The following is a 22,051-nucleotide window of genomic DNA, read 5'->3' on the forward strand; positions in this document are numbered from 1 at the left end:
TGTCCCCTCGCGTCGCCCGGCCTTGGTGAGTCGGCTACTATTCTCCCACGCGCCGTCGTCCGCTGGGCAAGGTCCAGCAACGCCTACGTCACAGCGCGACTCCTAGGACTTTCCTCCCAGGGGTCGAAGTCAGTTCCTCTCAGCTGAGCTGAGGGTTCCCTTGGTCTTTGCGAGCCTGCTCGGCTTGGCCAGGCGATGCTCCGCCTCGGCCGCCGCCTCCCGCGGCCGAAAAGGGGCGAGGCGCTGCCCTCCGTCGCTGCGCGGGCCGTCGCCGCGCGGGCTGTCACTGGACACGTCGTGCCCGTCGGCGCGGCGGTGCCCTTGAGGCGTCTGCTGCCCGTGAACCGGCTGCTGCCTCCGCCGGTGATGCTCGATGAGCAGGCTTGCCATCAGTCGGGCGCGTTCCGCAGCGCGGGTGTCACCCTCCGCATCCGCAACCATCGCTCCCTTGATGAGAATGTGGCACGACCATGCGAAGCCGTCGGGGTCGTCGAGGCCGGCGGCGAGGGCGATCTCCGCCAACTGGTCCCGCGTGCGCCTGAGATATTCGATGCTGGCCTGGCCGAGGGGGTGGTCCGGGCCCATCTCGATCATGACGTGGAGGAACGCGCTCGCCTCCGCCCTCCCGCGCTGGAACCAGTCGTCCAGCACCCCGAAGACGGCGAGCAGGGCCTCGTCGCGGCTCTCGATGTTCCGGGTGGCCGCTTCGAGAGCCTCACTCCTCGCGAGGAACCAGCGGTCCAGATAGGCAAGGACGAGCGCGTCCTTGGACGGAAAGTGCCGATAGAACGTCGCCTTGGCGACCCCTGAGCGGGTGATGATCTCGTCCACACCGACGTCGCGGATGCCACGGCGGGCGAAGAGCTCGTACGAAGTGTCCAGAATCCTTTCGCGCGCACCGGGCCTTCTGCCCGTGGCCGCGCGAGTCTCATCCCGAGCGTCCATGCAGGCCATCCTATCGCAAGACTGGACAGACAGGTCTGTCTCGATGTACAAATTCTTCACGAGACAGACCGTTCTGTCTCCGAAGGGCCGGCAGGGAGTCGGCCCTCGGCGGTGAGTAGGAGGACGCTGTGACTGTGCCGATGAGCCGACTGGCCCGTGGTCCGGCCGCTTCCCCAGCCGCCCCTCCGACAGCGGAGCTCGCTGGAGAGCACCGGGGAGGGCGCATGGGCGAGGCTGAAGAGCTGCGCGAGATAGCGCGGTTGGCGCTGGCGACGGCTATCCGCCGCTACGAAGAGGGCGCAGGCAACTCGCGGAAGGCCTGCGCATGATGCAAGACGTGGCACAAGACGTGCGGCCAGAACTGAGAGCCAAGGGCCCCAAGGGCGATATGAGACGCGCGCTTTCCGGCGACCGCAAGGTCATCGTCGACGGACCGAACGCGGAGCTGCACTGCTACTTGGTGGCAGCTGGAGTGCAGTCCGCGCGGGTCGTGTGGACAACGGCGTCCGGGCGGCGCCGGCAGCGCGTCGTCCAACTCGCCCAGGTTCGGCTTCCCGACCCGACGACGCCGTGGGAAGGAGTCGAGATCTCTCCCGATCGAATTCCCTTCGCATCCCCTGCCCGCCTCTGAGGCAATCTGAGGGACAAGCGCGAGCACCCAGCGAGGCCCGTGCCGGACTCCGAGGAGCGGAGCGGCCGTGGGGCTGGGCTCAGCCGGGGGGCTAGGCTCAAGCGTGAGGGTGGCACAGCCGTCGCTCGCTCGAGAGGGAGTTCCATGGCAGAGCTCGATCCCCGGCGCCTGTCCTTCAAGTACCGCCTCGTGCAGGATGGCCTCCTCGACGCCGAGGAGTCGCCGGAAGACTATCCGCAGGAGTGGCGCTTCTCCGTCTCGGCGACGGTATACCACCGGTTCGACGACGACGGGCGCGAACGGCGGGTCGGGCGCGGTCGCGTGTACGTCATTCCGGACGCCACGGACATCGACCTGTTCGAGGTGCTCGACGCGCACAGCCAGGAACTGGCGGATCTCGCGTCGATGCTCCTCACTGACCGCCCTGACCTCCTGGAGGCCCTCGCCGCGAGCACGCGGCGTGACCTCATGTACTTGGCGGACCTCGAGATCCGCCGCGAATTCCGGGGGCAGGGCCTCGGGCGACATGTCGTTCGCGGCGTGCTCGAGGCCGTGGGCCGTGGCGTCGGCCTCGTCGTCCTGCTCGCCGCGCCCCGCCCGAGCGACGAGATGGACGATACCGAGGTGCACGACGGCGGGTCCGGCCAACGTCGTGCAAACCGCTCCTTGGCGAGATACTGGCAGGCAGCAGGATTCGAGCGAGCGTCGGGCGACTTTTACGCGAGGCTCGTCTGAGGAAGCAGGCCGACATGGGCGACGTGGCAGAACCCGGCAGTCCTTCGCGGGCCGGGGGCTATCTCGACCGCCCGCACTCGAGTTCTCTGGCCGACGTCCTCAACGTCATCCTCGACAAGGGACTTGTCGTCGACGCCTACGTGCAGCTCTCGCTCCTCGGCGTCGACGTCCTCACCGTCGACGCGCGCTTCGTCGTGGCGAGCGTCGACACCTATCTCCGCTACGCCGAGGCGACGAGCAGGCTCAACCTCGCGGAGCAGACCGAAGGGATGGGGCTGCCAGAGTTGGGCGCGAAAGCCATCGACCGCACGGCCGAGACGATTGCGCACGACGTGGCCCAGAAGAAGACCGAGGACTTCGTCGAAAAGGTCAAAGACTTCTTCACGCCGGACTAGCCGGAACGGCGCCGCGGCAGCATAGGATCGCCCCGTGGACACGACACCTCCGCAGCTGGACGCCGCAACGCTCGCCCAGCACATCGAGCGAACACCCGCGCTCATCGGCGTCGGGATCACAGCACCAGTGCTCGAACGGATCATCCGCCACCCAGAACCCGACCGCTTCGCCGTCCTCCTCGCGGACCCGGACGACGGCGCCCGGCACGTTGTCGAGGTCCAGCTCGGCGAGGCGGACGAGGATCAGGTGCTGCGCGCGCTCTCGCACTGGGCCGTCGAGCGCCAGCGGCTCCCCGACGTCGAACACCACGCGGCCATCGTCGCGGAGGCCATTCCACCGCACGTGGCGCGCGCCGTCGCCCTTGCCCGGCGCATCGCGCCCATCGAGGCACTCGAACTAGAGATCGAGCGCCTCGAAGGATCCCTCGCGGTGCATGCCGGCCCCGTCGAACCACCGGCAGGAGCCGACCCGGAGGCAGAGCTCGCGAGCGCCCTGCGCCTGCGCCGCTTCCTCGAATCGCTCGACCCCTCGGACCCGCTCGCAACCAGGCTCATGGGTCCCCGGCCGACCACGCTCGGACACCGCGAGGGCTGACCCCGGCCCGCTGGCCCACGGTCGCCCCCGGGCCATCTCCCGCGGCCAAACCCGCTTGGCGGCGCCCCCAGCGGGTAACCCACGGAGACGTCAGCCGAACTGCAAGGAGAGCATCATGATCGAGCGCGGCAGCAACAAGCACGGCCCGCAGCTGGACGACGAGATGAAGCACGAGGACCAGGGCACCCTTCGCAGCGGGCGCCCGGGCCACGTCGAGGACTTCCGCCAGACCGAGCCATTCCCCGACGACACCGACAGCCCGGAGACGCAGGCAGCGATGGGACATGGAGTCGGCGTTCCCGAGGTCGACGAAGGAGAGGACCAAGGCGCCGAGGTCGAATGATGTGACTGCCCCCCGGACATGGGTAAGGGGCGCACATGGAGGCCCTGCTAGCAGAGCACATCTACGAGGAGATTCTTGCCCGGCTGAGCGCCGCCCGACGCAGCGGGTCACTGCGCGAGTCGGTCGAGGCAGAAGTCTGGGAACCGGCCGCAGAGAGCCATCGGCCTTCCAGCCCCCGCGTGGGGGATCCGTGCGAGGGCTGCGGCCAGCCTTGGCCGTGTCCCGTCGTGCGGGACCTCCTGAAATCGGGCGTCGTCGCGCCCCTCCAGGAGATGGCTTCAGCCCTCCCGCCGCCGCTCAGGGCGGCCGCCGCTGGGCCGTCGGACCACCATGTGCCACGCCGCCCGTGGGGAGCCAGGCGGCGTCGACGGCAACCCCGCCGCTTCCCGCCGGCTTCCTAGCACAGGCATTTGAAAGCCTGCCCTCAGCGTGCGGACACGCTGGCCGAGGACAGTGGAGAGCACAACCACTGGACCTCTGGAGGCAGGAAATGATCATCTACCGGCCCATCGCCCCGCTCGCGGTCGACGACGGCGGGCTGAGGTCCGCGTTGAAGGCCATGGCCTGGACGGCGCTGCTTGGCGCACCGCCGGTCAAGGAGACGCGACCCGTCAGGGACGCCCCGGCGGTCACAGAGGAGCCGGAACCGCGGCTTTGCGTAGGGCGGCGAGCCGTTCGTCGGCGGTGAGGGCATCGGCGAACGGCGTCAGCCGCCTCAGTTGAGCGCCCGGCTCGCCGGGCGCAAGCATCGAATCGATGAGCGACTCCGTGTCGCCGTCGAGCAGCTGCTCCCACTCTGCGAGCCGAGCATCCGATCCTCCCTGATCGCCCCTGCGCAGCACCTCGAGGTGGTCGCGGGCCGCAGCCAGGACCGGCGCTGCGTCATCGCGCAGCCTGTCCACCACCGCCCGATGCAGCTCCCAGGACACGCGCTCCTCCTGGCTCGCCAGCGCAGGACGTCGGCCGCGCGCCTGCTCGATGTCGTCTTGGACCGTCAGAACGCTGCACCCGAGGATATGGGCAATGTCGCCCAGAGCCACTCCGGCGGCGAAGAGGCCGAAGATCGACTCGCAGCGGTCTCCCTCTGGGACCGATATGCCCTCCCCCGCGAGCAGGGGGTCCTCAGGCGAGGTGACGGCCTGCTCGAGCAACGAGGCGATGAAGGGGCGCAGCATGTGGATTCGGTACCCAGCTTCGCCGAAACCACGCTGAACACTTCGGCGCTTGGAACGGCGGCTCCGGCCAACGAGGACTGCCCCGCGACTGTCCCCTGAGAAGACAGGGGACAGTCGCGGGGCAGCCGGTGCAGGGGCGCGCCCGGGGGCGGCTTAGAACGCGCCGGTCCCGTTCGGGGTGCCGAGGCCAGTCGGACCGTCCCAGCCGGCTCGGGCCGTGCACCACTGGGTGGTCGCACAGGTGCCGTTGCTGCCGGAGGTGACATCGAAGAGCGACGCAGTGTGCGCGTACGGGATGCTGTTCGCGTAGATCCCGCTCGTCTTCGACCCGGTGTTGCCGGACAGGGCGTACACCGAGGCGATGATGGGCGAGGCCTCGCTCGTGCCGCCAAACTGGCCCCACGAGGACGCCGTGCTCGAGGTCGGGTAGAAGACCGCCAATCCGCCGTTGTTGGGGTCGGCGACCGCCGCGACGTCGTTCATCGCGCGCTTGGCGCACCCGGTTCCGACCGTCGCCGCTGCCGCGAGCGCGGTGTTGTACGACGAGCAGCCCGAGCCGGTGCCGCTCCAGACCGTCTCCGACCAACCGCGGGTCGTCGAGGACTTGACGAGGGACGTACCGCCGACGGCCGTCACGTAGCTCGATGCGGCGGGGTAGGCCGCGCCCTGGTAGCCGTTGTCCCCGGCGCTGGCAGTGACCGCGATGCCCGGGAAGCTGTAGTACTTCCCGTAGGTCGCGTCCGAGGCGTCCGAGCCACCGTAGCTGTTGGAAATGGCGACGACGCCCGGCTGCTTTGCAGCCGTCTGCTCAGCGGTGCCGAGGTCGGCGAACGAGGTGGAGGAGGCCTGGACGACGACGATCTTGCAGTCCGGACACGCCGCCGAAACGGCATCGACATCGAGGGCCTGTTCCTGCGCCCAGCCGAGATTGAAGCCCGGGAGGGTGGTGCCGCCCGACTCGTTGAGGACACGCAGGCAGCCCGTGCTCGTCGTACACGCGGGCAGGCCGAACTGCTTGCGGTAGTTCGCGAGGTCACTGGCGAGGTTCGGGTAGCCGTAGGCGTCGACGATCGCGACGGTGCGGCCCCCCGAGACAGTGCCCGTGAGCTTGTAGGCGTCCCGAAGCTGAGCCGGGGTGAGCGCGCTTGCCGGAGGCGCCGTCGTCGTCAGCGGCCGACCCTTCGTGTCGGTCACGACGCGGGCCGTGCACGCCGCCTGTCCGGCGGCGGGAAGCGAGCACACCTTGGCCGAGTGCTCGAGTGCCTGTGCTGATGGTGCCGCCATGGCGGCGCTGGTGCTGGCGAAGAGCCCGGCTGCGACAAGCAGCGCGAGGCCGACGGCGGAGAACAGCTTCCTGATGGGTAACGCCCCCTTCGGGTCGAGGATCTGGAAGCTCGCACTGCTGCAAACTTCCCCTCATCGACGCTAAGGGGAGGTCGTACGCCGTCCGCCGTAACTGGGCAGAAGCTGCGGAAAGACTTGCAAGGACTTCAGCACAGCCTCAGACCCGAGACGAATCGACGTGAATCAGGGCACGGAAAAGGAGGGATTCCCGGTCGGGGACCCCTCCTCGTCCTACCCCTCTCGTCAGAGAGGGCGGATGCTCTGCGCCTGCGGGCCCTTCTGGCCCTGGCCGACTTCGTACTCGACCTTCTGGCCCTCTTCGAGGTTCTTGAAGCCGCGGCCTTCGATCTGCGTGTAGTGGGCGAACAGATCCGCCGATCCGTCATCGGGGGCGATGAAGCCGTAGCCCTTCTCGCTGTTGAACCACTTGACGGTGCCTGTAGCCATGGTGCTGCCTTTCCCGGGCAGCGCCGTGGCCGCTCATGCGGCCGGATCCCACGCCGTCCTAGACGTAAGCCTAATGTGGGGGTGCGGCAGTGCCAAACGATCAACTCGCCCGCGTGGCGGGCAAGATGAACACATGGATGCTGTCGATGCTCTCAACGAGATCGCCTTCTGGCTCGAGCGGGAGCTCGCGCCGAGCTTCAAGGTCAAGGCGTTCCGCAATGCCGCTGCCGCAATTTCCGGTTTGGCGGACGACGACGTCGCCGCCCGCGCGCGCGACGGCCGCCTCCGGCGGATGAAAGGGATCGGGGACCGGACCTTCGAGGTGATCCGCCAGGCGACCGAGGGCAGGGTGCCCGACTACCTCGAGGGGCTGCGCGAGCGGGCCGCGCAGCCGCTGGAGTCGGAAGGCCGCGAACTGCACTCCCTCCTCAAGGGGGACCTGCACAGCCACAGCGACTGGTCGGACGGCGGCTCCCCCATCGAAACGATGGCCCAGGCCGCGCGCTTATTGGGGCGGAGCTATCTCGCGCTCACCGACCACTCGCCGAACCTCACGATCGCCAACGGGCTGAGCCCCGAGCGCCTCTCGCAGCAGCTCGAGCTCGTAGCCTCGTACAACGCCGGGGCAGCGGGTGACGGGTTCCGCCTTCTCGCCGGCATCGAGGTGGACATCCTCGAGAGCGGGAAGCTCGACCAGGAGCCCGAGATGCTGGACCGCCTCGACGTCGTCGTCGCGAGCGTGCACTCGAAGCTGCGGTCCGAGGCCGGGGTCATGACACGGCGCATGCTCGGGGGCATCGAAGATCCGCACACGGACGTGCTGGGACACTGCACGGGACGACTCGTCACGGGCTCGCGGGGCAGCCGCCCGGAGTCCGAATTCGACGCAGCCCGGGTCTTCGCCGCCTGTGCCGAGAACGGCGTCGCGGTGGAGATCAACTCGCGGCCCGAGCGCCAGGACCCGCCCGACGACCTCATCCAACGGGCCCTCGACGCTGGCTGTCTCTTCAGCATCGACAGCGACGCCCACGCCCCGGGCCAGCTCGACTTCCTCCAGTACGGAGCCGCACGAGCCGCCGCAAACGGGGTTCCTGCGGACCGGATCGTGACGACGTGGCCGTTGGAGCGACTGCTCGAGTGGACGGGGCGGCGGCGGTAGCGCCTTCCTGCTCTGCAGTAAATCCGCCTCCGGATTGTGATATTTCGGCGCCCCTAGGCGCGGCGGACCTGTTCCTATAATCCGTGCCATGGGCTTTGCCTCGAGCGCGGCCAGAGGGTTGGGGAAGCTGCTCGCGTTCCTCATCGTCAGCGCAGTCTGCGGCGTGCTCGCGGCGGGACTCATGGCTCCCGCAGCTGCCGTGACGTGGGCTGCAGCGAACGGATCGGTCCAATTCTTCGACAGCCTTCCGAGCCAGCTGACCGTGGCGCCACCGGACCAGGTGACGAAGATCCTCGCGGCGGACGGGTCCCAAATTGCGACCCTCTTTGACGAGAACAGGACCTCGGTACCGCTCGACCAGATGTCCCCCAATATCAGGAACGCGATCGTCGCCGTCGAAGACTACCGGTTCTACGAGCATGGCGGGATCGACACGACGGGCATCGTCCGCGCTCTCGTCGCCGACTTCCGGGGCGATCGCCAGGGCGCATCGACCCTGACCCAGCAATATGTCTCGAACGTGCTCAAGGAGGATGTGATCGCCCAAGGCGCGGGCTCCGACGTCGTCCTCAATGGCCAGAAGACCATCGGGGACAAGCTGCGGGAAATGAAGCTCGCGATTGCGCTCGAGCAGCGGTACACGAAGGACCAGATCCTCCAGGGCTATCTCAATATCGTGTTCTTCAATACCAACGCCTACGGCATCGAGGCTGCGAGCGAATACTTCTTCTCGGTCCATGCCAAGGACCTCACCCTTCCTCAGGCGGCGCTGCTTGCCGGCCTCGTGAACGGACCCTCGGTGTACGACCCCAGCGTCTACCCCGGCAATGCCGTCAGCCGGCGGAACCTCGTGCTCGATGCGATGCTCGAGCACGGCTACATCAACCAGAAGCAGCATGACGACGCGGTCAAGACACCGCTGCAGCTCAAGATCAATCCGCCCAAGCAGGGCTGCCCCTACGCGAGCCAGGCCCAGTACTTCTGCGACTACGTGCTGCACGAGGTCCTCAACGACCCCGCCTACGGTTCGACGGCTGCCGACCGCCTGCAGAAGGTCATGCGCTCGGGCCTCACCATTGCGACGACGTTGGATCCTCGCCTTCAGGGACCCGCCCAGGCGCAGGTCGACGCGACGGCGGGCGCGAACCCCGACAAGTGGGGCACGTCGCTCGTGACTGTCCAACCCGGGACCGGCAGGATCCTCGCGATGGCCCAGAACACCCGCATGCTGCCCGGGCAGGGCCTCAACTTTGTCACGAGCTACAACTTCAATGTGGACAAGGCCGACGCGCGGGGAAATGACCTCGGCGGCGCGGGGGGCATGCAGCCCGGCTCGGCGATGAAGCCCATAACGCTCACGGCGTGGCTGACCGAGGGCAAGACGACGAACACGATCGTCGACGCGTCACGGCGCGTCTACCCGCTGAACTATCCGTGGAGGGACACCTGCGGCAAGGTCATCGGGGCGTACGACGACGCCACCGTCGGGCTCGGCACGGCGCCCGACCTGCAGAACGACGAGCCGGGCTGGTACGAGCCGATGACCGTCCGCGAGGGCGTCTACCAGTCGATCAACACGGCCCTCTTCGCGACGGCCGCCGGCCTCAACGACTTCTGCGACATCCAACGCGCCGCCAACGCGCTCGGCATGGAGGACGGCGGCGGCAAGGGCGCGATGATCGACATGTCGACGCTCGGCGACCTGCTCGGAGGCATGAACGTCGCCCCTCTCACGATGGCCAACGCGTACGCGACCTTCGCCAGCAACGGAACGTACTGCGTGCCCATCTCCATCACGAGCGTGACCGATTCGCAGGGCAAGAAGATCGGCGGCCAGGCGCAGACGTGCCGGCCGAATTCGATCCGGCCCGACGTCGCGAAGGCCGTCACGAGTGTCCTCCAGGATGTCCTCACGAAGGGATCCGGCTACAACATCAAGGACAACGCCGGCCAGACCATCACCCTCGGGGTTCCGGACGCGGCGAAGACCGGGACCGACCAGTACAACAGCGAGACGTGGCTCGTCGGCTACACCCGGGGCCTCTCGACGGCCTCGTATTTCGGTGAGGCGCTCGGTAATCCCGCTGACCACCTGGGCCGCAACGTCGTCGTGAACGGCCGGTTCTGGCCGGTCATCGACGGCGCGTACATTGCCGGGCCGCAGTGGGCGTACTACATGCAGAAGGTCCTGGGCCTGTTCGACCACGGCCCCTTCGACCCCCCGCCGCCAAGCCTCATCGGTCCGCCGGTTCCGCCAGTTCCCCAGGGCGGCTGACGCGCTCAGTGGAACCTCAGGCCCTAACGATTTCGTGTCCGGAGGCCCACTCTCTGAAGTAACACCAGCGTGGGAAGGAAGACCATGAGCGTCGGGGGGCCGGAGAGCGCGCGGCGGCCGAACCCGTCGGACATGCGGGGGCGAGGGTCGAGATTGTCCAGCGCCGGGCGCTTGCTGTCACCGGATGCTGGGCGCCGCGGTGCTTGGAGCCTGCATCTGGTGGGGGTGGGCAGCCGTCGGGGTGCGTCCTGCCGCTGAGCGTCCGACGTCGCGTGAGCATCCGTGTGCGGAATTTCGAGACGGACCATCTCAAGGTGAACGACGCCGGCGGGAACCCCGTCGAGATCGCCGCGATCGTCGTCTGGCAGGTGGCCGACACGGCGAAATCGACGTACGCGGTCGACGACTATCAGAACTTCGTCTCGGTGCAGGCCGAGTCCGCGCTCCGGCACGTCGCCACGAGCCACCCCTATGACGACACGACGGGCACGGGAACGTCGCTCCGGGGCTCGACCGACATCGTCGCCGCTGCCCTGGCGCGCGAGGTCGCGGCCCGCGTTGCTGTCGCAGGAGTGGAGATCGTGGAAGTCCGGATCTCCCATCTGGCCTACGCTCCCGAGATCGCTCAGGCAATGCTGCGCCGACAGCAGGCCAATGCCGTCGTCGCCGCCCGGTCGCGGATCGTCTGAGCAACCTGATCGTCGTGCTCTGCGGCGACCAGCCGCCGTCGCCCATTGTCAACACAGGGATGCCGGCAGCGTAGGAAGCTGCCGGGCGGCGTTATGCTCTGCCTATTGGGGCGCGGGAGGTGCTCCGGTACGCCGACAAGGAGCATTTCCCATGAGCGAGCAACAGGGCCCCCGTCCGTGGCCGCCGCGGGCTGGGCTTGAGCCTTCCGATCACTGGGATCCGGCCGAGGCTCCGTTGCCCGCCGCCGACGGGCTCTCCGCCGAGGATGCGGAGACGTCTCGCCGCTGGCGTCTAGTTCTCGGTATCAGCTCGGTGGTCCTCGGGCTCGCCTCGGGCTTCTACGCTTTCACGAACATCGTTGCTGTCGTGGGCGCGACGAGGGCGATCGAGGCCAACGGGGGCTACGTTCCCCAGGGTGCGATGGCTATGGCCGTCGCGATTATCGCGATCTTCGGCGTGCTGGCGCTCGGCTACGCTGTGGTCGGAATCTGGAACATCGTCGTGCGCCAAGGGACGTCTGCCGCTCCCCTCGCTGCAGCGATCGTGATCGCTGGAATCGCCTCGATCCTCATCGTTCTCTACATGGTCAGCACGGCCTCGATCGGCCTCCAGGCCGTGGGGCTCGCCCTGAACGCGCTCATCATAGGCCGGGCAATCCGGCTCCTCCGGATGAAGAAGGCCGCTGCTTCCTGATCTCCGAGTCGAGACGAGCGGGTGAAGGGAAGGTCGTGAAAAAGGCGCCGCAGGGAGTTGCCTCCCTGCGGCGCCGACAGTCTCCCCGCTCCGGCGGAGCCGTCATCAGGTGACGACGATTTCCTCGCTGTCGAAGAGTCCGTCCTCCTCGTCCCAAGCCTTTTCCTCTGGTCCCTCATGGAAGTCCTGCGAAGGATCTTCCCTCTTCAGACGGTGGATCGTGTTCCGGCGGTCGTCGTTGACCATGGCCACTCCTTGCCTTGTGCAGGGTTGAGAAAACGGCCGCAGGCGCGGCCGTGCCTTTCAGGAGAACACGCGGCGCGGGGATGGTCAATGCCTGAGGAAGGCCTTTCGCAGGAGAACTCCCTTGCGTTAACGGTAAATGGAAATATACTTTTGAGGGACCCTGCCGATGCGTTTCCCCAAGGAGGAGCCGCGAGTGACCAGCCCCGAGAACGCGCCCGGAAGCCCTCCGCCCGTCGAATATCTGACCGCCGTCGGCCAGGGAACGGTCCGGCTGGAGGAAGGGCCGCGGCTCGAGCTCGCCCCGGGGCACGTGAGGGTGCGCGTGGCCTACGTCGGGATCTGCCACTCGGACACCGCCATGGTCCGGGAAGGCCAAGGCCCCTTCCCGTCGCGTCTCGGACACGAAGTCTCGGGCGTCGTCACCGAGAGCCGAGACCCGGAACTCCGCGAGGGAACCAGAGTCGCTGCCTATATCAGCCACGGGTACGCCACGGAGGTCCAGGTACCCTCGGAACGAATCATCCCGCTCCACCCGGGATGCTCGTTGGCAGACGCCGCACTCTCGGAGCCCTTGGCCTGCGCGATCGGCGGAGTGGAAATGCTCGACCTTGCCAGCACGCCACGCGTCGTCCTCGTCGGAGCCGGCTTCATGGGCCTTCTGGCCCTCCGCCTCCTGGTGAGCCGCGGATTGGCCGTGACGGTCGTCGAGCCCCGAGAACGGACCCGTGAGCTCGCCCTCAGATGGGGTGCCGAAGCCGCGCTGGCCCCGGAAGAGGTTCCGGAGAGCATGCACGGACACCACCCCGTCGTCGTCGAGGCCACCGGCTCCGCCGGCGGGCTGGAGCTCGCCAGCAGCCTCGTCCAGATCGCGGGGACTCTCGGGATCCTCGGATACCACCAGTCCCACGGGGGGGCGGCGGACCGTCGACATGGAAAACTGGAACTTCCGTGCCCTCCGTGTCCTCAGCCTCCACCATCGGAACCCGGACGACGTCATGCGCTGGATGGACCGAGCCCAGCGGCTCAGCGCCAACCGCATCGTGGTCCCCTCCGAGCTCGTCGACAGGCACGTCTCGATGCCCGACCTCCCCGCCGTGTTCATGGAAGGCGAGCACGCGGACACGGTCAAGAGTCTCCTCGACCTCACCTCCGGCGTCCCGGAATGAGCCGAAGAGCCTATAGTCGGTGAGCATGGAAGAACGCGTGCTGGGACGGACGGGCCGGAAGGTGTCCGCAATTGGTTTGGGAACGTGGCAACTGGGCTCGGACTGGGGTGACGTCGGAAGGTCAGAAGCCCTCCAGGTGCTCGACGCCGCCGCCGCGTCGGGGGTGACCTTCTTCGACACGGCGGACGTCTACGGGGACGGTCGGAGCGAGCAGATCATCGGCGAGTGGCTCGCATCCCATCCCGACAGCGGGGGAACCGTGGCGACCAAGATGGGCCGACGGGTGCCCCAGCTTCCCGAGAACTACACGGTGGACAACTTCCGGGCGTGGCTCGACCGCTCCCGCCGCAACCTTGGCCGCGACACGCTCGACCTCGTTCAGCTGCACTGCCCCCCGACCCCGGTCTACTCCGACGACCAGGTCTTCGACGCCCTCGACCAACTCGTCGAGGAGGGCGTGATGCGCAACTACGGCGTCAGCGTGGAGACAGCCCAGGAGGCCCTCACAGCGATCGCGAGGCCCGGCGTCGCCTCGGTCCAGATCATCTTCAATCCGTTCCGGCTCAAGCCGCAGGATGAGGTCCTCCCCGCCGCGCAGGCTGCCGGCGTGGGGATCGTGGTGCGAGTCCCTCTCGCGTCAGGGCTGCTCAGCGGAAAATACAGCCGCGACACCAAGTTTTCGGAGAACGACCATCGGAACTACAACCGGGACGGCTCGGCTTTCGACGTCGGCGAGACCTTCTCCGGAGTGGATTTCGAGCGCGGCCTCGACGCCGTGGCCGAGTTCCAGGAGCTGGTTCCCGAGGGCGCGACGACTGCGCAGGCGGCCCTTGCCTGGATCATCTCGCAGCCCGGGGTCACAACGGTGATCCCCGGTGCACGGAATCCCGGCCAGGCGAAGGCGAACGCCGCCGCCGCGGACTCGGTGGGCCGGCTGGGACCGGATTTCGACGGCGGGGTGCGGCGGATCTACGAGAAGTACTTCCGCGAGTCAGTCCACTCGCGCTGGTAGGACCCTGACGACGACGGCGAGGGGCGCCTCCCACTCGGAAGGCGCCCCTCGTCGTCGTACTTCAGGCGGACCTACGGGCGGCGTCCGGCTCCGCCCGAATCGGTGCGCGCGGGCAGGACGAGGATCGCATCGCCCACCGGCCGCTCAGCGCCGCCCGAGGGGGAATTGACCAGGGCGCCCTGGGCCACGGCCGTGGTGGAGCCGCCTCCGTCGAGGTTCATGGCCTGCACCATCCCGAGGGACTGCGCGACGTCGGCCTCCTCCTTCAGGCTCAGCCCGAGAGAACTGGTCGAGCGGCCGTCAGCAGTCACGATGAGCGTGCGGCCTTGAGCGTCCGTGCCCGCGAAGGTGCGGGGGTTCCGCTTGTGGACCCAGCCGTAGTAGAAGCTGTTGGAATCGTTCTGGTGGACCATGCCGTCCTGCCGGACGGTCACGTCTTCCTGCCCGTCCTTGAGGAGCATCGGCCCCCCGTTGACGACGCTCGTGTCCTTGGTTGTCCTGAGCGGCCTGCCGTTCTCGCCGAGGACGTCGGCGGTGACCCTCATCTTCTGCCCGACGCGTGCGACGGCGCGCAGCTGCGCGACGTCGTCGCCCGTCGCCTGGACCGTATGACCACCGGGAGGCACCGAGGTTCCGCGAGCGGCGGTGACCGATGTGACAGTGTCGTGGCTGTCCACCGTGACCTCGAGGCCCGGCCCGGCCGGCGTCTTCGCGCCGAACTCGGGGGTGAAGGCGACGAGCTCGTTCGGGTTCGTGCAGGTCACGTCCTGCTGGGGCTGTTCGGTCGGCTGGTCGCCCTTTTCGCCGCAATTGCGGATGAGGCCGGGATCGCGGTTGATGCCCGTGAGCGGCAGGGTCGTGCCGCTTTCGGATAAGGATCCGTCCCAGCTGAGCCGCTGGATGCTCGTGCTGTTGCTCGTGCCGTCGAGGATGAGCCCGGGCCGGTCCCCCACGGGCTCGCGGAGCGTCTTGCCTCCGTAGACGCCGACGCCGGCCGGGTCACCCGGGGCGCCCGCCTTCGGGTCGAAGACGAAGAACCCGGCGTTGGTTCCCGCGATGGCATGCTGCGCTGCGGTGAGCTGGCTCGTGGTCTCCGGGCTCTCGAGGTCGGGACCGAAGGATGCGGCAAGCTCGCCGCGGTACTGCTTCGGGTCAATCGTGACGACGTCGAGGTTCCACGGTCCGCGCGTCTGGCCGATGCTCCCTGCATCGCCGTCCCAGCCGGTGTAGACAACCGAGGAGGAATAGCCCGCAGCCTTGATCTGTGCGACGAGCCCGGCGGCGTCCGCCTGAGCCGCGAACCGGCCAGCACGGACCCGGTAGCCGAGCGAACCGCCGGCGTCGGCCAACTGCGGCGAGACGACCTGTTCGACGCGCGCGTCGATGCCTGCGGCGTCGAGCTTCGCGGCCACCGCATCGGCGTTGGCTTCGCTCGAGAGGGCCGACGAGGGCGCGTCCGGGTCCGGCGAGCTCGAGGGGATCCCCACCTCGGCGGTCCAGAACAACGAGCTGTCAGTCCCACCGCGGTGGATCTTGGTCAGGGTGACGCCGGGGGCGAGAGTCGTCTCGGTCCGGGTTTCCGCGAGATCCGGGGCGCCAAGGTTGAGGTGCGCCGGGGCGACGACGGGGCCTGACGTCCCAGCGGCCTCCGTCGGACCGACGGGTCCGAGGAGGGCGAAGGAGACGGCGACGGTCAGGCCGGCGGCGAAGAGGCTTCGAGGGGTTCTGTGGGAAAGCACCGTTCAAGGCTAGGCAAGGCTTCCCGAGACGAGCACCGGATTCGACGAAGTTGGCGGAAGCTTCCCGTGGTGTTCACCTGGAAGCCGGCGGAGCCGGGGGCGTCGCCCGATCCCGTTCGGAGAGTGCTCGATTGGACTCGATGAACGTGAGGATCAGCTCCGTCACGACGGCCCGCTGTCTGGGGCTGAGTCCCTCCGATCCCTTGGGCACGATGAACGGATCTGGTTCCTCCTCGACCGCTCCCGCCAGCTCGTCGAGTTCCTCGCCGGTGAGGCGCAGGGCCGAGGCAAGGCTTCTCCGCGGATGCCCGCTCAGGGCCTCTTCGCCCGAGAGCAGAGCCAGGACTTGGTTGGTCGACAGCCTCGCTTCATTGGCCAGAGCGCTGACAGAGCGGAAGCCAGCTGACCGAATGGCTCGTGCCCATCGCTCCGGGATCTCCACGGTCCGGCTCCTTCCGGTTGGATCGACCCAGCCAACTCTAGGCCTCGTTCGGGCCGGCCGACTCTAGGCCTCGCTCGAGGCGCCGCCGTTCAGGGGCGTCGAAAATCCGCGCGCGGTCCGCGTCACTTTCTGCGGCGCCGAAGCGATAACCATGACGGAAGCCGGATTGGAATCTGTCCCCCATCACGTTCCAATCCGGCTTTTCCTGTCCCATGCAGCTGGGTCGGGCTGGAGACTCCCCCCAGTTTCTCCAGCCCGGCCGGCTGCGGGGCTCGGGCGATCAATTCGGATCCCGTGATGTCTCCGGCTTGTGCACGGACATGATCCACACTCCCGCGACTGCGGCGGCTCCCGCTGCGACAAAGCCGACGAAGGCTAGCGAAGGGGCGTTCGCGGCCTCCCCGAGCACCGTGATGGCGAGGGTGACGGCAACCATGGGGTCGATCACCGTCAGCCCTGCTACAACGAGTTCGTCGCTGCCGCTCGCGTGGGCCTTCTGGACTAGGCTCGCGCCGAGCGCCAAGGCGATGCCCAGCCCGGCGAGCCCTGTGAGCGCGAGCCACTCGAAGTCGCCTTGGACGATCCGCCCGATGACGGCCTTGGCCAGGGTCGCCACGAACCCGTAGAGGACTCCGGCTCCAGCGGTAGCGGCCGCAGCGCTGGGATGTCTGCGGGTCAGGACCCAGACGACGAAGGCCGCGACGATGGCACAAGCCATCAGGAGCAGCACGGTGAGCAGGTGCCGCTCGTCAACCTGGATGTCTTGGGCCGAGAGAGCGGCCAAGGCGACGAAGGCGCCGATTCCCAGGATGCAGAGGATGATCGAGAGGCTCTCCCTCTTGCCGGGGAGCCTGTGGGAATGCGCGCCGTTTGCCACGGCCGTCACCACCAGGGCAGACGCGCCGATCGGCTGGACGACCATGAGCGGGGAGAACCGCAGGGCCGTGAGTTGGAGGACGATGGCCGCACCTATCAAGCCTGTACCGACCAGCCAGACCGGCCGACGCACCAGCGCCCTGAAGCTGGTCTCCTGCTCGCCGTCGGACTCCACCCCTCGCCCCTGGCAGATCGTTCCGAGGGCGAGGAAGACCGCCCCGACGAGCGCGATCGGGATACCGAACCAGTGGGTGGAGGAGAAGACGCCCAAGCCCTTGGCCAACGCGACCCCGCCTGTCAGCATCAGCCGCTACCTCTCTGCGCCGACCTTTCGGTGTGGATACCCTCGCCGCGCGAGTCGAAACGGGTAGGGCTTCCGAACGGAAGCGGGGCGATCCGCGGCGTCCCTACACGATATAGGGTGGAAGACGGCGTCCCCTCTGGGCGCTGGCTTGAGGCAGTACCGCGACGGATGCTAGGGGAGGTGGCATGATTTCCCGGCCGCTCTTCCTGCGCCGGGCGGTCGACATCGCCGTGGCCTCCGACCCTGGGCTCGGGAGACTCCAGCTCGGGCTCGCCGGGGCCGGAAACGTGACCGCGTCCCTGGTGGCCGGCTACGCGCTCGCCCTGCTGCTTCACGCGGGTCCTCAAGGCACGGTCGTGTTCATGCTGCTCAGCGCAGTCGTGGCGATGATCGGCACCAACGCGCTCGTCGACCACCGCATCCGGGCCAACGCGGTGACGGCGGCATACTTCCCCCTCGCCATGGGCGCCGGCCTCACGGCCGGAACCCTGCTCGCGCCAAGCCAGCCAGCCTCCCTCAGCGGCTTCGTGGTCGTCATGTTCCTCGCCGTCTGGGTGCGCCGGTTCGGCCTCGCCTACTTCTTCTACGGCTTCATGCTCTGGAATGGCTACTTCTTCGCCTCCTTCCTGAAGACGACGCTCGTTGCACTCCCCGCTATGCTCGTCGCCATCATCGTGGCGACGGCGGTCGTGCTGCTTCTGAGCTGCACCGTCTTCCGGCGGCATCCTCGGCGGACTCTGGCCGCCGTCTTCCGCAGCATGAGCGCGCGTCAGCGGGGCCTCGCGCGCGCCTGCGCCGCCTTGATCGAGGCCGAGCCAGCGAGCCCCTCCGCCGAGCGGGCCTCTCGGGCCATCTTCCGGGCTCGGGCTCGCGTGACCGAGGCTGCGCTCATGAGCGACGGCTGGGCTGCCCACGCCCGAGCGCTGCCCGAGGGCTGGACGGCGTCCACGCTGCGCGCTCGACTGCTCGAACTGCAGCTCGGTTTCGACCGCCTGACCATCGGGGCCCGCCACCTCGCCGCCTCTGATGCCGGCCCCGCCGTCCGGCGCGCCGCCCTCGACGCCTTCGGCGCGCTTGCCGCCGCGAACCTGGCGCGCGCCCGGGCCGCCGCCGCAGCGCTCCCCGAGCTGGCCGCCGGGGAGCCCCGAAACGTGCGGGCAGCTGCCGCCGACCTGCAGCGCGGCTTCAGCATCGTCACGTCGGTGCCGAATCGGCCGGCGTTGAGCCGAGCCGTGCAGGAGAACGAGCCGGAGTTCGTGCCGGCGGCCGGGCTCGTGCTGGGGCAGCTGCCCGGGAATCCGAGCGTCGCCTCCGACGTCGATCCGCGGGGCGGCTCATGGAATCCCCTCACCCGGCTGCAGTTCTCCAGCAGGCAGGCCGTGCAGGTCGCGGTCGCCGGAATGCTCGCGATCCTCGTCGGGAGCCTCATCAGCGGGCAGCGCTACTACTGGGCGGTCATCGCGGCGTTCGTCTCCTTCGCGGGAACCGGCACCCGCTTCGACATCACCCGCAAGTCGCTCCTGCGCGTGCTCGGGACCCTGACGGGCCTCGTCGCGGGCGTCCTCGTCGCGCATCTCACCAACGGCCACGTCGTCGCGGCCCTTGCCGTGGTCGTGGCGAGCATCTTCTGCGGCAACTATCTGATGCGCATTTCCTATGCGTACATGATCTTCTTCCTCACAATCATGCTCAGCGAGCTGTACGCGATTCTGGGCGAGTTCTCCGACCAGCTCTTGCTGCTGCGCCTCGCCGAGACCGCAGCGGGAGCGGCGGTGGGAATCGCCGTCGCCCTCGTCGTGACTCCCGTCAGCACCCGCGACACCATCGAGGTGGCCCAACGCTCCGTCGTGGCGGCGACCGCCGATCTGCTCGACATCTTGCGGGAGCGTGCCCTTGACCCGGCCTCCGTGAGCAGCGACGTTCTCGACGAGCGCATCATCGCAGCGGACAACCAGCTGCGCCGGCTCGTCCTGGTCGGCGAGCCCCTCACCCGGTACCAGGTCTGGGAGAACCGCCCCCGCGCGATCCGGCGCCGCCTCACACTGGTCGCCAATGTCGTGGCGACAGCACGCTCCCTGAGCCACGCAGTGCGACAGCTGCCCCACGCCGATGGCGAGCTGGCCGCAGAGATCGAGAAAGTGGCTGATTTCGCCCGGGCGGTCCGCGACGTCACCCGAGATTCCGAGGTGGAGCCGGAAGGGCCCGTGCTCCCTGGAAAGGCACTGGATCCGAGCACCCTCGCCATCGCCCTGGGCGAGCCAGCTCAGGCCTACTCAGCGCTCGATCGGCTGCAGGCCCTGCTGAAGGAGCTCTCCCCGCAGCAAGTTCTGTCCTGATGGTCCACGACGACGGACGCTCGCCACGTGGACGCTGCCTGGCGTTCGAGGTAGACGACCTTCAGGCGGCCCTCGAACGGGTGGCCGCCGACGGCTACGACCTGGTGGGCGGGGGGGTCACTACGAGCACGCTTGGCGCATGGCCTCTGTGCGCGGACCGGAAGAATCATCGTGGCCGAGCGGACCGGCTGACGCCCCCGGTAGGCAGCCTCAGCGCGGCGTCCAGACCGTGAGCGCTCCTTCGTCGACGCGGACAGTCAGGATCCTGCCCTTGCCCAGGTGATCCCCGTCGAGCTGGAGGTCGTGCGGGCGGCTCGCTTGGATCCGGACCTGCTTGCCTCTGAAGTGGCCGAGGTCCGGCGGCGAGTGCCGACGGAACCGGCTCAGCAGCGTGCCTGCGACCCTGAACCAGCCAAGGACTCCGCGCGGTGCCACCGCGAGGACGTCCAGGATGCCGTCGTCGGGCTTTGCTCCGGGGAAGACCTCGACGTTGCCCTGTATCCGCCCACAGTTGCCGATCATGACTCCCCGTTGGCGCCTTTCGACCGCAAGGCGGCCGTCCACGTCGACCCGGATACGGTACGAGTCGCCGACGATGCTCTGCCCCGCGGAGACGACGTAGGCGAGCCACCCCGCCTTGGCCTTGAGATCGTCGTCGGTGTTCGCCATCACGGTCGCGTCCAGGCCCATCCCGGCCATGACCACGAAAGCCAATTCCTCGCCGTCGTCCGCCGAGGCCCACGCCACGTCGATTCGCCGTTCCTCACCTGACACGGCCGCAGCCAGCGCGTCCTTCGGGGCATCGACCGGGACACCAAGGTTGCGCGCCAGAAGGTTCCCCGTCCCGAGCGGGACCACGACCAGCGGGACGCCACTGCCCGCGAGTTCTCCGGCCACGGCCCGCACCGTCCCGTCTCCGCCGGCGACGACGACCACCCGGGCGTCTGCTCCGAGAGCCTCACGGGCCATCCGGGCGCCCGGGTCCTCAGCGGAGGTCTCGAGCACCAGGGGCTCAGCATCCCGCTCGGCGCACTGCTGGCGGAAGAACTCCGCAATCTCCTGAGCCCCCTGCTTGGTCGGATTCACGATCAGTGCTTCCACATGCCCTCCAGGCGCTCGGTTCCCTCCGCACGAGACTACCGAACGGGCGGGGCCCCGGAAGACGGAGCATCACCGGGCGGAGCCGGAGAGCCGCGTCGCCGAAGGCTGCTCCACGCCGAAGGCTGCTTCACGCTAAGGACGAGCCGCCGTCGTTCATCTCTCCCTCCGCCGCGCGCCCGACTCCCGCGGGCGCTGGCGGCCCTTGTCCTCCCCGCGATCCCCACGCGCCCGGGGTCTGTCAGCGACGTCCTCGTCCTCGTCCTCGTCCTCGTCCTCCCAGCGTCCCCCGATCATTGGGGGCAGCCCCCGCCCTTCCCGGGACTCGACGCCGAGGCGGCTCGTGGCCTCGGCAAAGCGCAGGTACGTGTCGACGCTGGCGATCACCACCCGCAGGTCGATGGTGAGGATCTCGATGCCCAGGAGGGAGACCCTCACGTAGGCATCGATCACCAGACCCTTGTCGAGGATGACGTTGAGGACGTCGGCCAGCGAGCTGGAGTGCGGCCGGTCCAGATAGCCCCCGCGGGGCTGGTACTGGGTCATCGTCATGGTCCACTTCCTTTCCACAAGGCGAGACCGATGCTTGGGAATACCCGACGGCGGCGGCTCGAATCAGGAAACGCCGTGACCAACGGCCCAAGCCCCCGGACGGCAGGGTGGTCTAGCGTTCTGAGAGGAGACGGCTCGCGCGCCGCCTTCTGCGAGACGGGGAGGCACCCAGGATGAATGGTCAACCGCTGACGAAGGTCATGCTGTGGGCCGCGGTCGTCGTCGCCGGGTTCAACGCCCTGTCCGGGATCGCGGGCGGGCTTGCCATGATGGTGACCAACGGGCTCGGCATGCCCAGAAGCTTCCTAGAGCACAGCCCCTTCGATTCGTTTCTGCTGCCCGGCCTGATCCTGCTCGCGGTCGTCGGCGGGACGCAGGCCACTGCCTTCGCCCAGCTCATCCGGCGCGCAGCATCCGGCCTGCTGTGGAACGCAGTCGCCGGATTCGGGATGGTCATCTGGATCAGCGTGGAGCTGATGATGATCCGCCAGTTCACTTGGCTGCAGGTCCTGTATCTCGCCACAGGGCTCCTCCAGCTCGCACTGACCTTTGGGTTCCTGGGCATCACGTCGTGGTTTCCACCGCTTGAGCCCGAGCGTTCCGCCTCCTCCTCCCACGCGGACCCGCGGCGCGCTTCACGGAGGCGCACGGCCTAGGCCGTGAGCTGACGCCTCCCGCACCGGCGCAGGCATCGGTGAGGATCGCGAGACTGCGCAAGGTGGGCACTCCTGTCCCGATTGCCCCCGTGCGGGCACGACTGCCAGAGTAGGTGTGACAGAAGGAGAGGGACCGTGGACATCACCGAGGTCATCCTGAACGATCATCACGAGCAGCGCCGCATGTTCGGCATCCT

The 22,051-nt window shown here is 68.3% G+C and carries 23 protein-coding genes and 1 pseudogene; 14 read left to right on the top strand and 10 right to left on the bottom strand.

The features are described 5' to 3' along the window. Positions 1–129: 129 nt before the first annotated feature. On the bottom strand, positions 130–945 hold the full coding sequence (locus tag V7053_RS11270) for a TetR/AcrR family transcriptional regulator (protein WP_334172366.1): 816 nt from the start codon (positions 943–945) through the stop codon (positions 130–132). A 337-nt stretch (positions 946–1,282) separates the two neighbouring features. Here V7053_RS11270 and V7053_RS11275 point away from each other — a divergent pair, with 337 nt between their 5' ends. The 5 genes from V7053_RS11275 to V7053_RS11295 all read left to right on the top strand — a co-directional run bounded on the left by V7053_RS11275 (position 1,283) and on the right by V7053_RS11295 (position 3,644). Then, complete coding sequence (locus V7053_RS11275) at positions 1,283–1,576, top strand: hypothetical protein (protein ID WP_334172367.1); 294 nt, start codon at positions 1,283–1,285, stop codon at positions 1,574–1,576. 144 nt (positions 1,577–1,720) lie between these two features. Continuing rightward, positions 1,721–2,311 carry a hypothetical protein gene (locus V7053_RS11280; RefSeq protein ID WP_334172368.1) on the top strand — a complete coding sequence of 197 codons (591 nt, stop codon included), beginning with the start codon at positions 1,721–1,723 and terminating at the stop codon, positions 2,309–2,311. A 14-nt stretch (positions 2,312–2,325) separates the two neighbouring features. Further along, positions 2,326–2,706: a gas vesicle protein GvpJ gene (gvpJ, locus tag V7053_RS11285; RefSeq protein ID WP_334172369.1), complete on the top strand. Its 381-nt coding sequence runs from the start codon at positions 2,326–2,328 to the stop codon at positions 2,704–2,706. A 34-nt stretch (positions 2,707–2,740) separates the two neighbouring features. Continuing rightward, positions 2,741–3,301 carry a hypothetical protein gene (locus V7053_RS11290; protein ID WP_334172370.1) on the top strand — a complete coding sequence of 187 codons (561 nt, stop codon included), beginning with the start codon at positions 2,741–2,743 and terminating at the stop codon, positions 3,299–3,301. Between the two features lie 115 nt (positions 3,302–3,416). Next, complete coding sequence (locus V7053_RS11295; RefSeq protein WP_334172371.1) at positions 3,417–3,644, top strand: hypothetical protein; 228 nt, start codon at positions 3,417–3,419, stop codon at positions 3,642–3,644. A gap of 629 nt (positions 3,645–4,273) precedes the next feature. Here the strand turns inward: V7053_RS11295 and V7053_RS11300 are convergent. From V7053_RS11300 to V7053_RS11310, 3 genes are all read right to left on the bottom strand, one after another. Further along, positions 4,274–4,819, bottom strand: a complete 546-nt coding sequence (locus V7053_RS11300) for a hypothetical protein (RefSeq protein WP_334172372.1) — start codon at positions 4,817–4,819, stop codon at positions 4,274–4,276. A gap of 153 nt (positions 4,820–4,972) precedes the next feature. Then, entirely contained in the window at positions 4,973–6,103 is a 1,131-nt protein-coding gene (locus V7053_RS11305) for a S53 family peptidase (protein WP_334172373.1), read from the bottom strand. Between the two features lie 303 nt (positions 6,104–6,406). Then, positions 6,407–6,610: a cold-shock protein gene (locus V7053_RS11310; protein ID WP_043120608.1), complete on the bottom strand. Its 204-nt coding sequence runs from the start codon at positions 6,608–6,610 to the stop codon at positions 6,407–6,409. Positions 6,611–6,743: 133 nt separating this feature from the next. Between V7053_RS11310 and V7053_RS11315 the strand changes: the two genes are divergently transcribed. The 4 genes from V7053_RS11315 to V7053_RS11330 all read left to right on the top strand — a co-directional run bounded on the left by V7053_RS11315 (position 6,744) and on the right by V7053_RS11330 (position 11,427). Continuing rightward, a complete protein-coding gene (locus tag V7053_RS11315) occupies positions 6,744–7,769 on the top strand; it encodes a PHP domain-containing protein (protein WP_334172374.1) in 1,026 nt (341 codons plus the stop codon). An 88-nt stretch (positions 7,770–7,857) separates the two neighbouring features. Then, complete coding sequence (locus V7053_RS11320; protein ID WP_334172375.1) at positions 7,858–10,044, top strand: transglycosylase domain-containing protein; 2,187 nt, start codon at positions 7,858–7,860, stop codon at positions 10,042–10,044. Between the two features lie 272 nt (positions 10,045–10,316). Further along, positions 10,317–10,733: an SPFH domain-containing protein gene (locus tag V7053_RS11325; protein WP_334172376.1), complete on the top strand. Its 417-nt coding sequence runs from the start codon at positions 10,317–10,319 to the stop codon at positions 10,731–10,733. Between the two features lie 151 nt (positions 10,734–10,884). Then, positions 10,885–11,427, top strand: coding sequence for a hypothetical protein (locus tag V7053_RS11330; protein ID WP_334172377.1), 543 nt, complete (start codon positions 10,885–10,887; stop codon positions 11,425–11,427). Positions 11,428–11,532: 105 nt separating this feature from the next. Here V7053_RS11330 and V7053_RS11335 read toward each other — a convergent pair whose 3' ends face one another. Further along, positions 11,533–11,673: a hypothetical protein gene (locus V7053_RS11335; RefSeq protein ID WP_334172378.1), complete on the bottom strand. Its 141-nt coding sequence runs from the start codon at positions 11,671–11,673 to the stop codon at positions 11,533–11,535. A 166-nt stretch (positions 11,674–11,839) separates the two neighbouring features. Here V7053_RS11335 and V7053_RS19075 point away from each other — a divergent pair. The 3 genes and pseudogenes from V7053_RS19075 to V7053_RS11345 form a co-directional block, all read left to right on the top strand. Next, positions 11,840–12,145, top strand: a pseudogene (locus V7053_RS19075) (alcohol dehydrogenase catalytic domain-containing protein); the annotation flags it as partial. Positions 12,146–12,602: 457 nt separating this feature from the next. Beyond that, complete coding sequence (locus V7053_RS11340) at positions 12,603–12,839, top strand: hypothetical protein (protein ID WP_334172379.1); 237 nt, start codon at positions 12,603–12,605, stop codon at positions 12,837–12,839. 25 nt (positions 12,840–12,864) lie between these two features. Further along, positions 12,865–13,851, top strand: coding sequence for an aldo/keto reductase (locus V7053_RS11345; protein ID WP_334172387.1), 987 nt, complete (start codon positions 12,865–12,867; stop codon positions 13,849–13,851). A gap of 71 nt (positions 13,852–13,922) precedes the next feature. Here the strand turns inward: V7053_RS11345 and V7053_RS11350 are convergent, their stop codons facing one another. From V7053_RS11350 to V7053_RS11360, 3 genes are all read right to left on the bottom strand, one after another. Beyond that, positions 13,923–15,590 carry a phosphodiester glycosidase family protein gene (locus V7053_RS11350; protein ID WP_334172380.1) on the bottom strand — a complete coding sequence of 556 codons (1,668 nt, stop codon included), beginning with the start codon at positions 15,588–15,590 and terminating at the stop codon, positions 13,923–13,925. Between the two features lie 73 nt (positions 15,591–15,663). Further along, positions 15,664–16,032 (bottom strand): hypothetical protein, encoded by a 369-nt coding sequence (locus tag V7053_RS11355; RefSeq protein ID WP_334172381.1) that lies wholly within the window; start codon positions 16,030–16,032, stop codon positions 15,664–15,666. Between the two features lie 280 nt (positions 16,033–16,312). Next, positions 16,313–17,212 (bottom strand): multidrug DMT transporter permease, encoded by a 900-nt coding sequence (locus V7053_RS11360; protein ID WP_334172382.1) that lies wholly within the window; start codon positions 17,210–17,212, stop codon positions 16,313–16,315. 185 nt (positions 17,213–17,397) lie between these two features. Here V7053_RS11360 and V7053_RS11365 point away from each other — a divergent pair, with 185 nt between their 5' ends. Beyond that, positions 17,398–19,548, top strand: coding sequence for an FUSC family protein (locus V7053_RS11365; protein ID WP_334172383.1), 2,151 nt, complete (start codon positions 17,398–17,400; stop codon positions 19,546–19,548). Between the two features lie 210 nt (positions 19,549–19,758). Here V7053_RS11365 and V7053_RS11370 read toward each other — a convergent pair whose 3' ends face one another. Next, complete coding sequence (locus V7053_RS11370; RefSeq protein ID WP_334172384.1) at positions 19,759–20,649, bottom strand: diacylglycerol/lipid kinase family protein; 891 nt, start codon at positions 20,647–20,649, stop codon at positions 19,759–19,761. Between the two features lie 153 nt (positions 20,650–20,802). Continuing rightward, the gene (gene gvpJ, locus V7053_RS11375) at positions 20,803–21,198 is read right to left on the bottom strand and encodes a gas vesicle protein GvpJ (RefSeq protein ID WP_334172385.1); all 396 of its coding nucleotides are present in this window, start codon (positions 21,196–21,198) and stop codon (positions 20,803–20,805) included. A 173-nt stretch (positions 21,199–21,371) separates the two neighbouring features. Here gvpJ (V7053_RS11375) and V7053_RS11380 point away from each other — a divergent pair, with 173 nt between their 5' ends. Further along, complete coding sequence (locus V7053_RS11380; RefSeq protein WP_334172386.1) at positions 21,372–21,854, top strand: hypothetical protein; 483 nt, start codon at positions 21,372–21,374, stop codon at positions 21,852–21,854. Positions 21,855–22,051: the final 197 nt, after the last annotated feature.

Source organism: Sinomonas sp. (genome assembly GCF_036848755.1).
Classification (GTDB): Bacteria; Actinomycetota; Actinomycetes; order Actinomycetales; family Micrococcaceae; genus Sinomonas.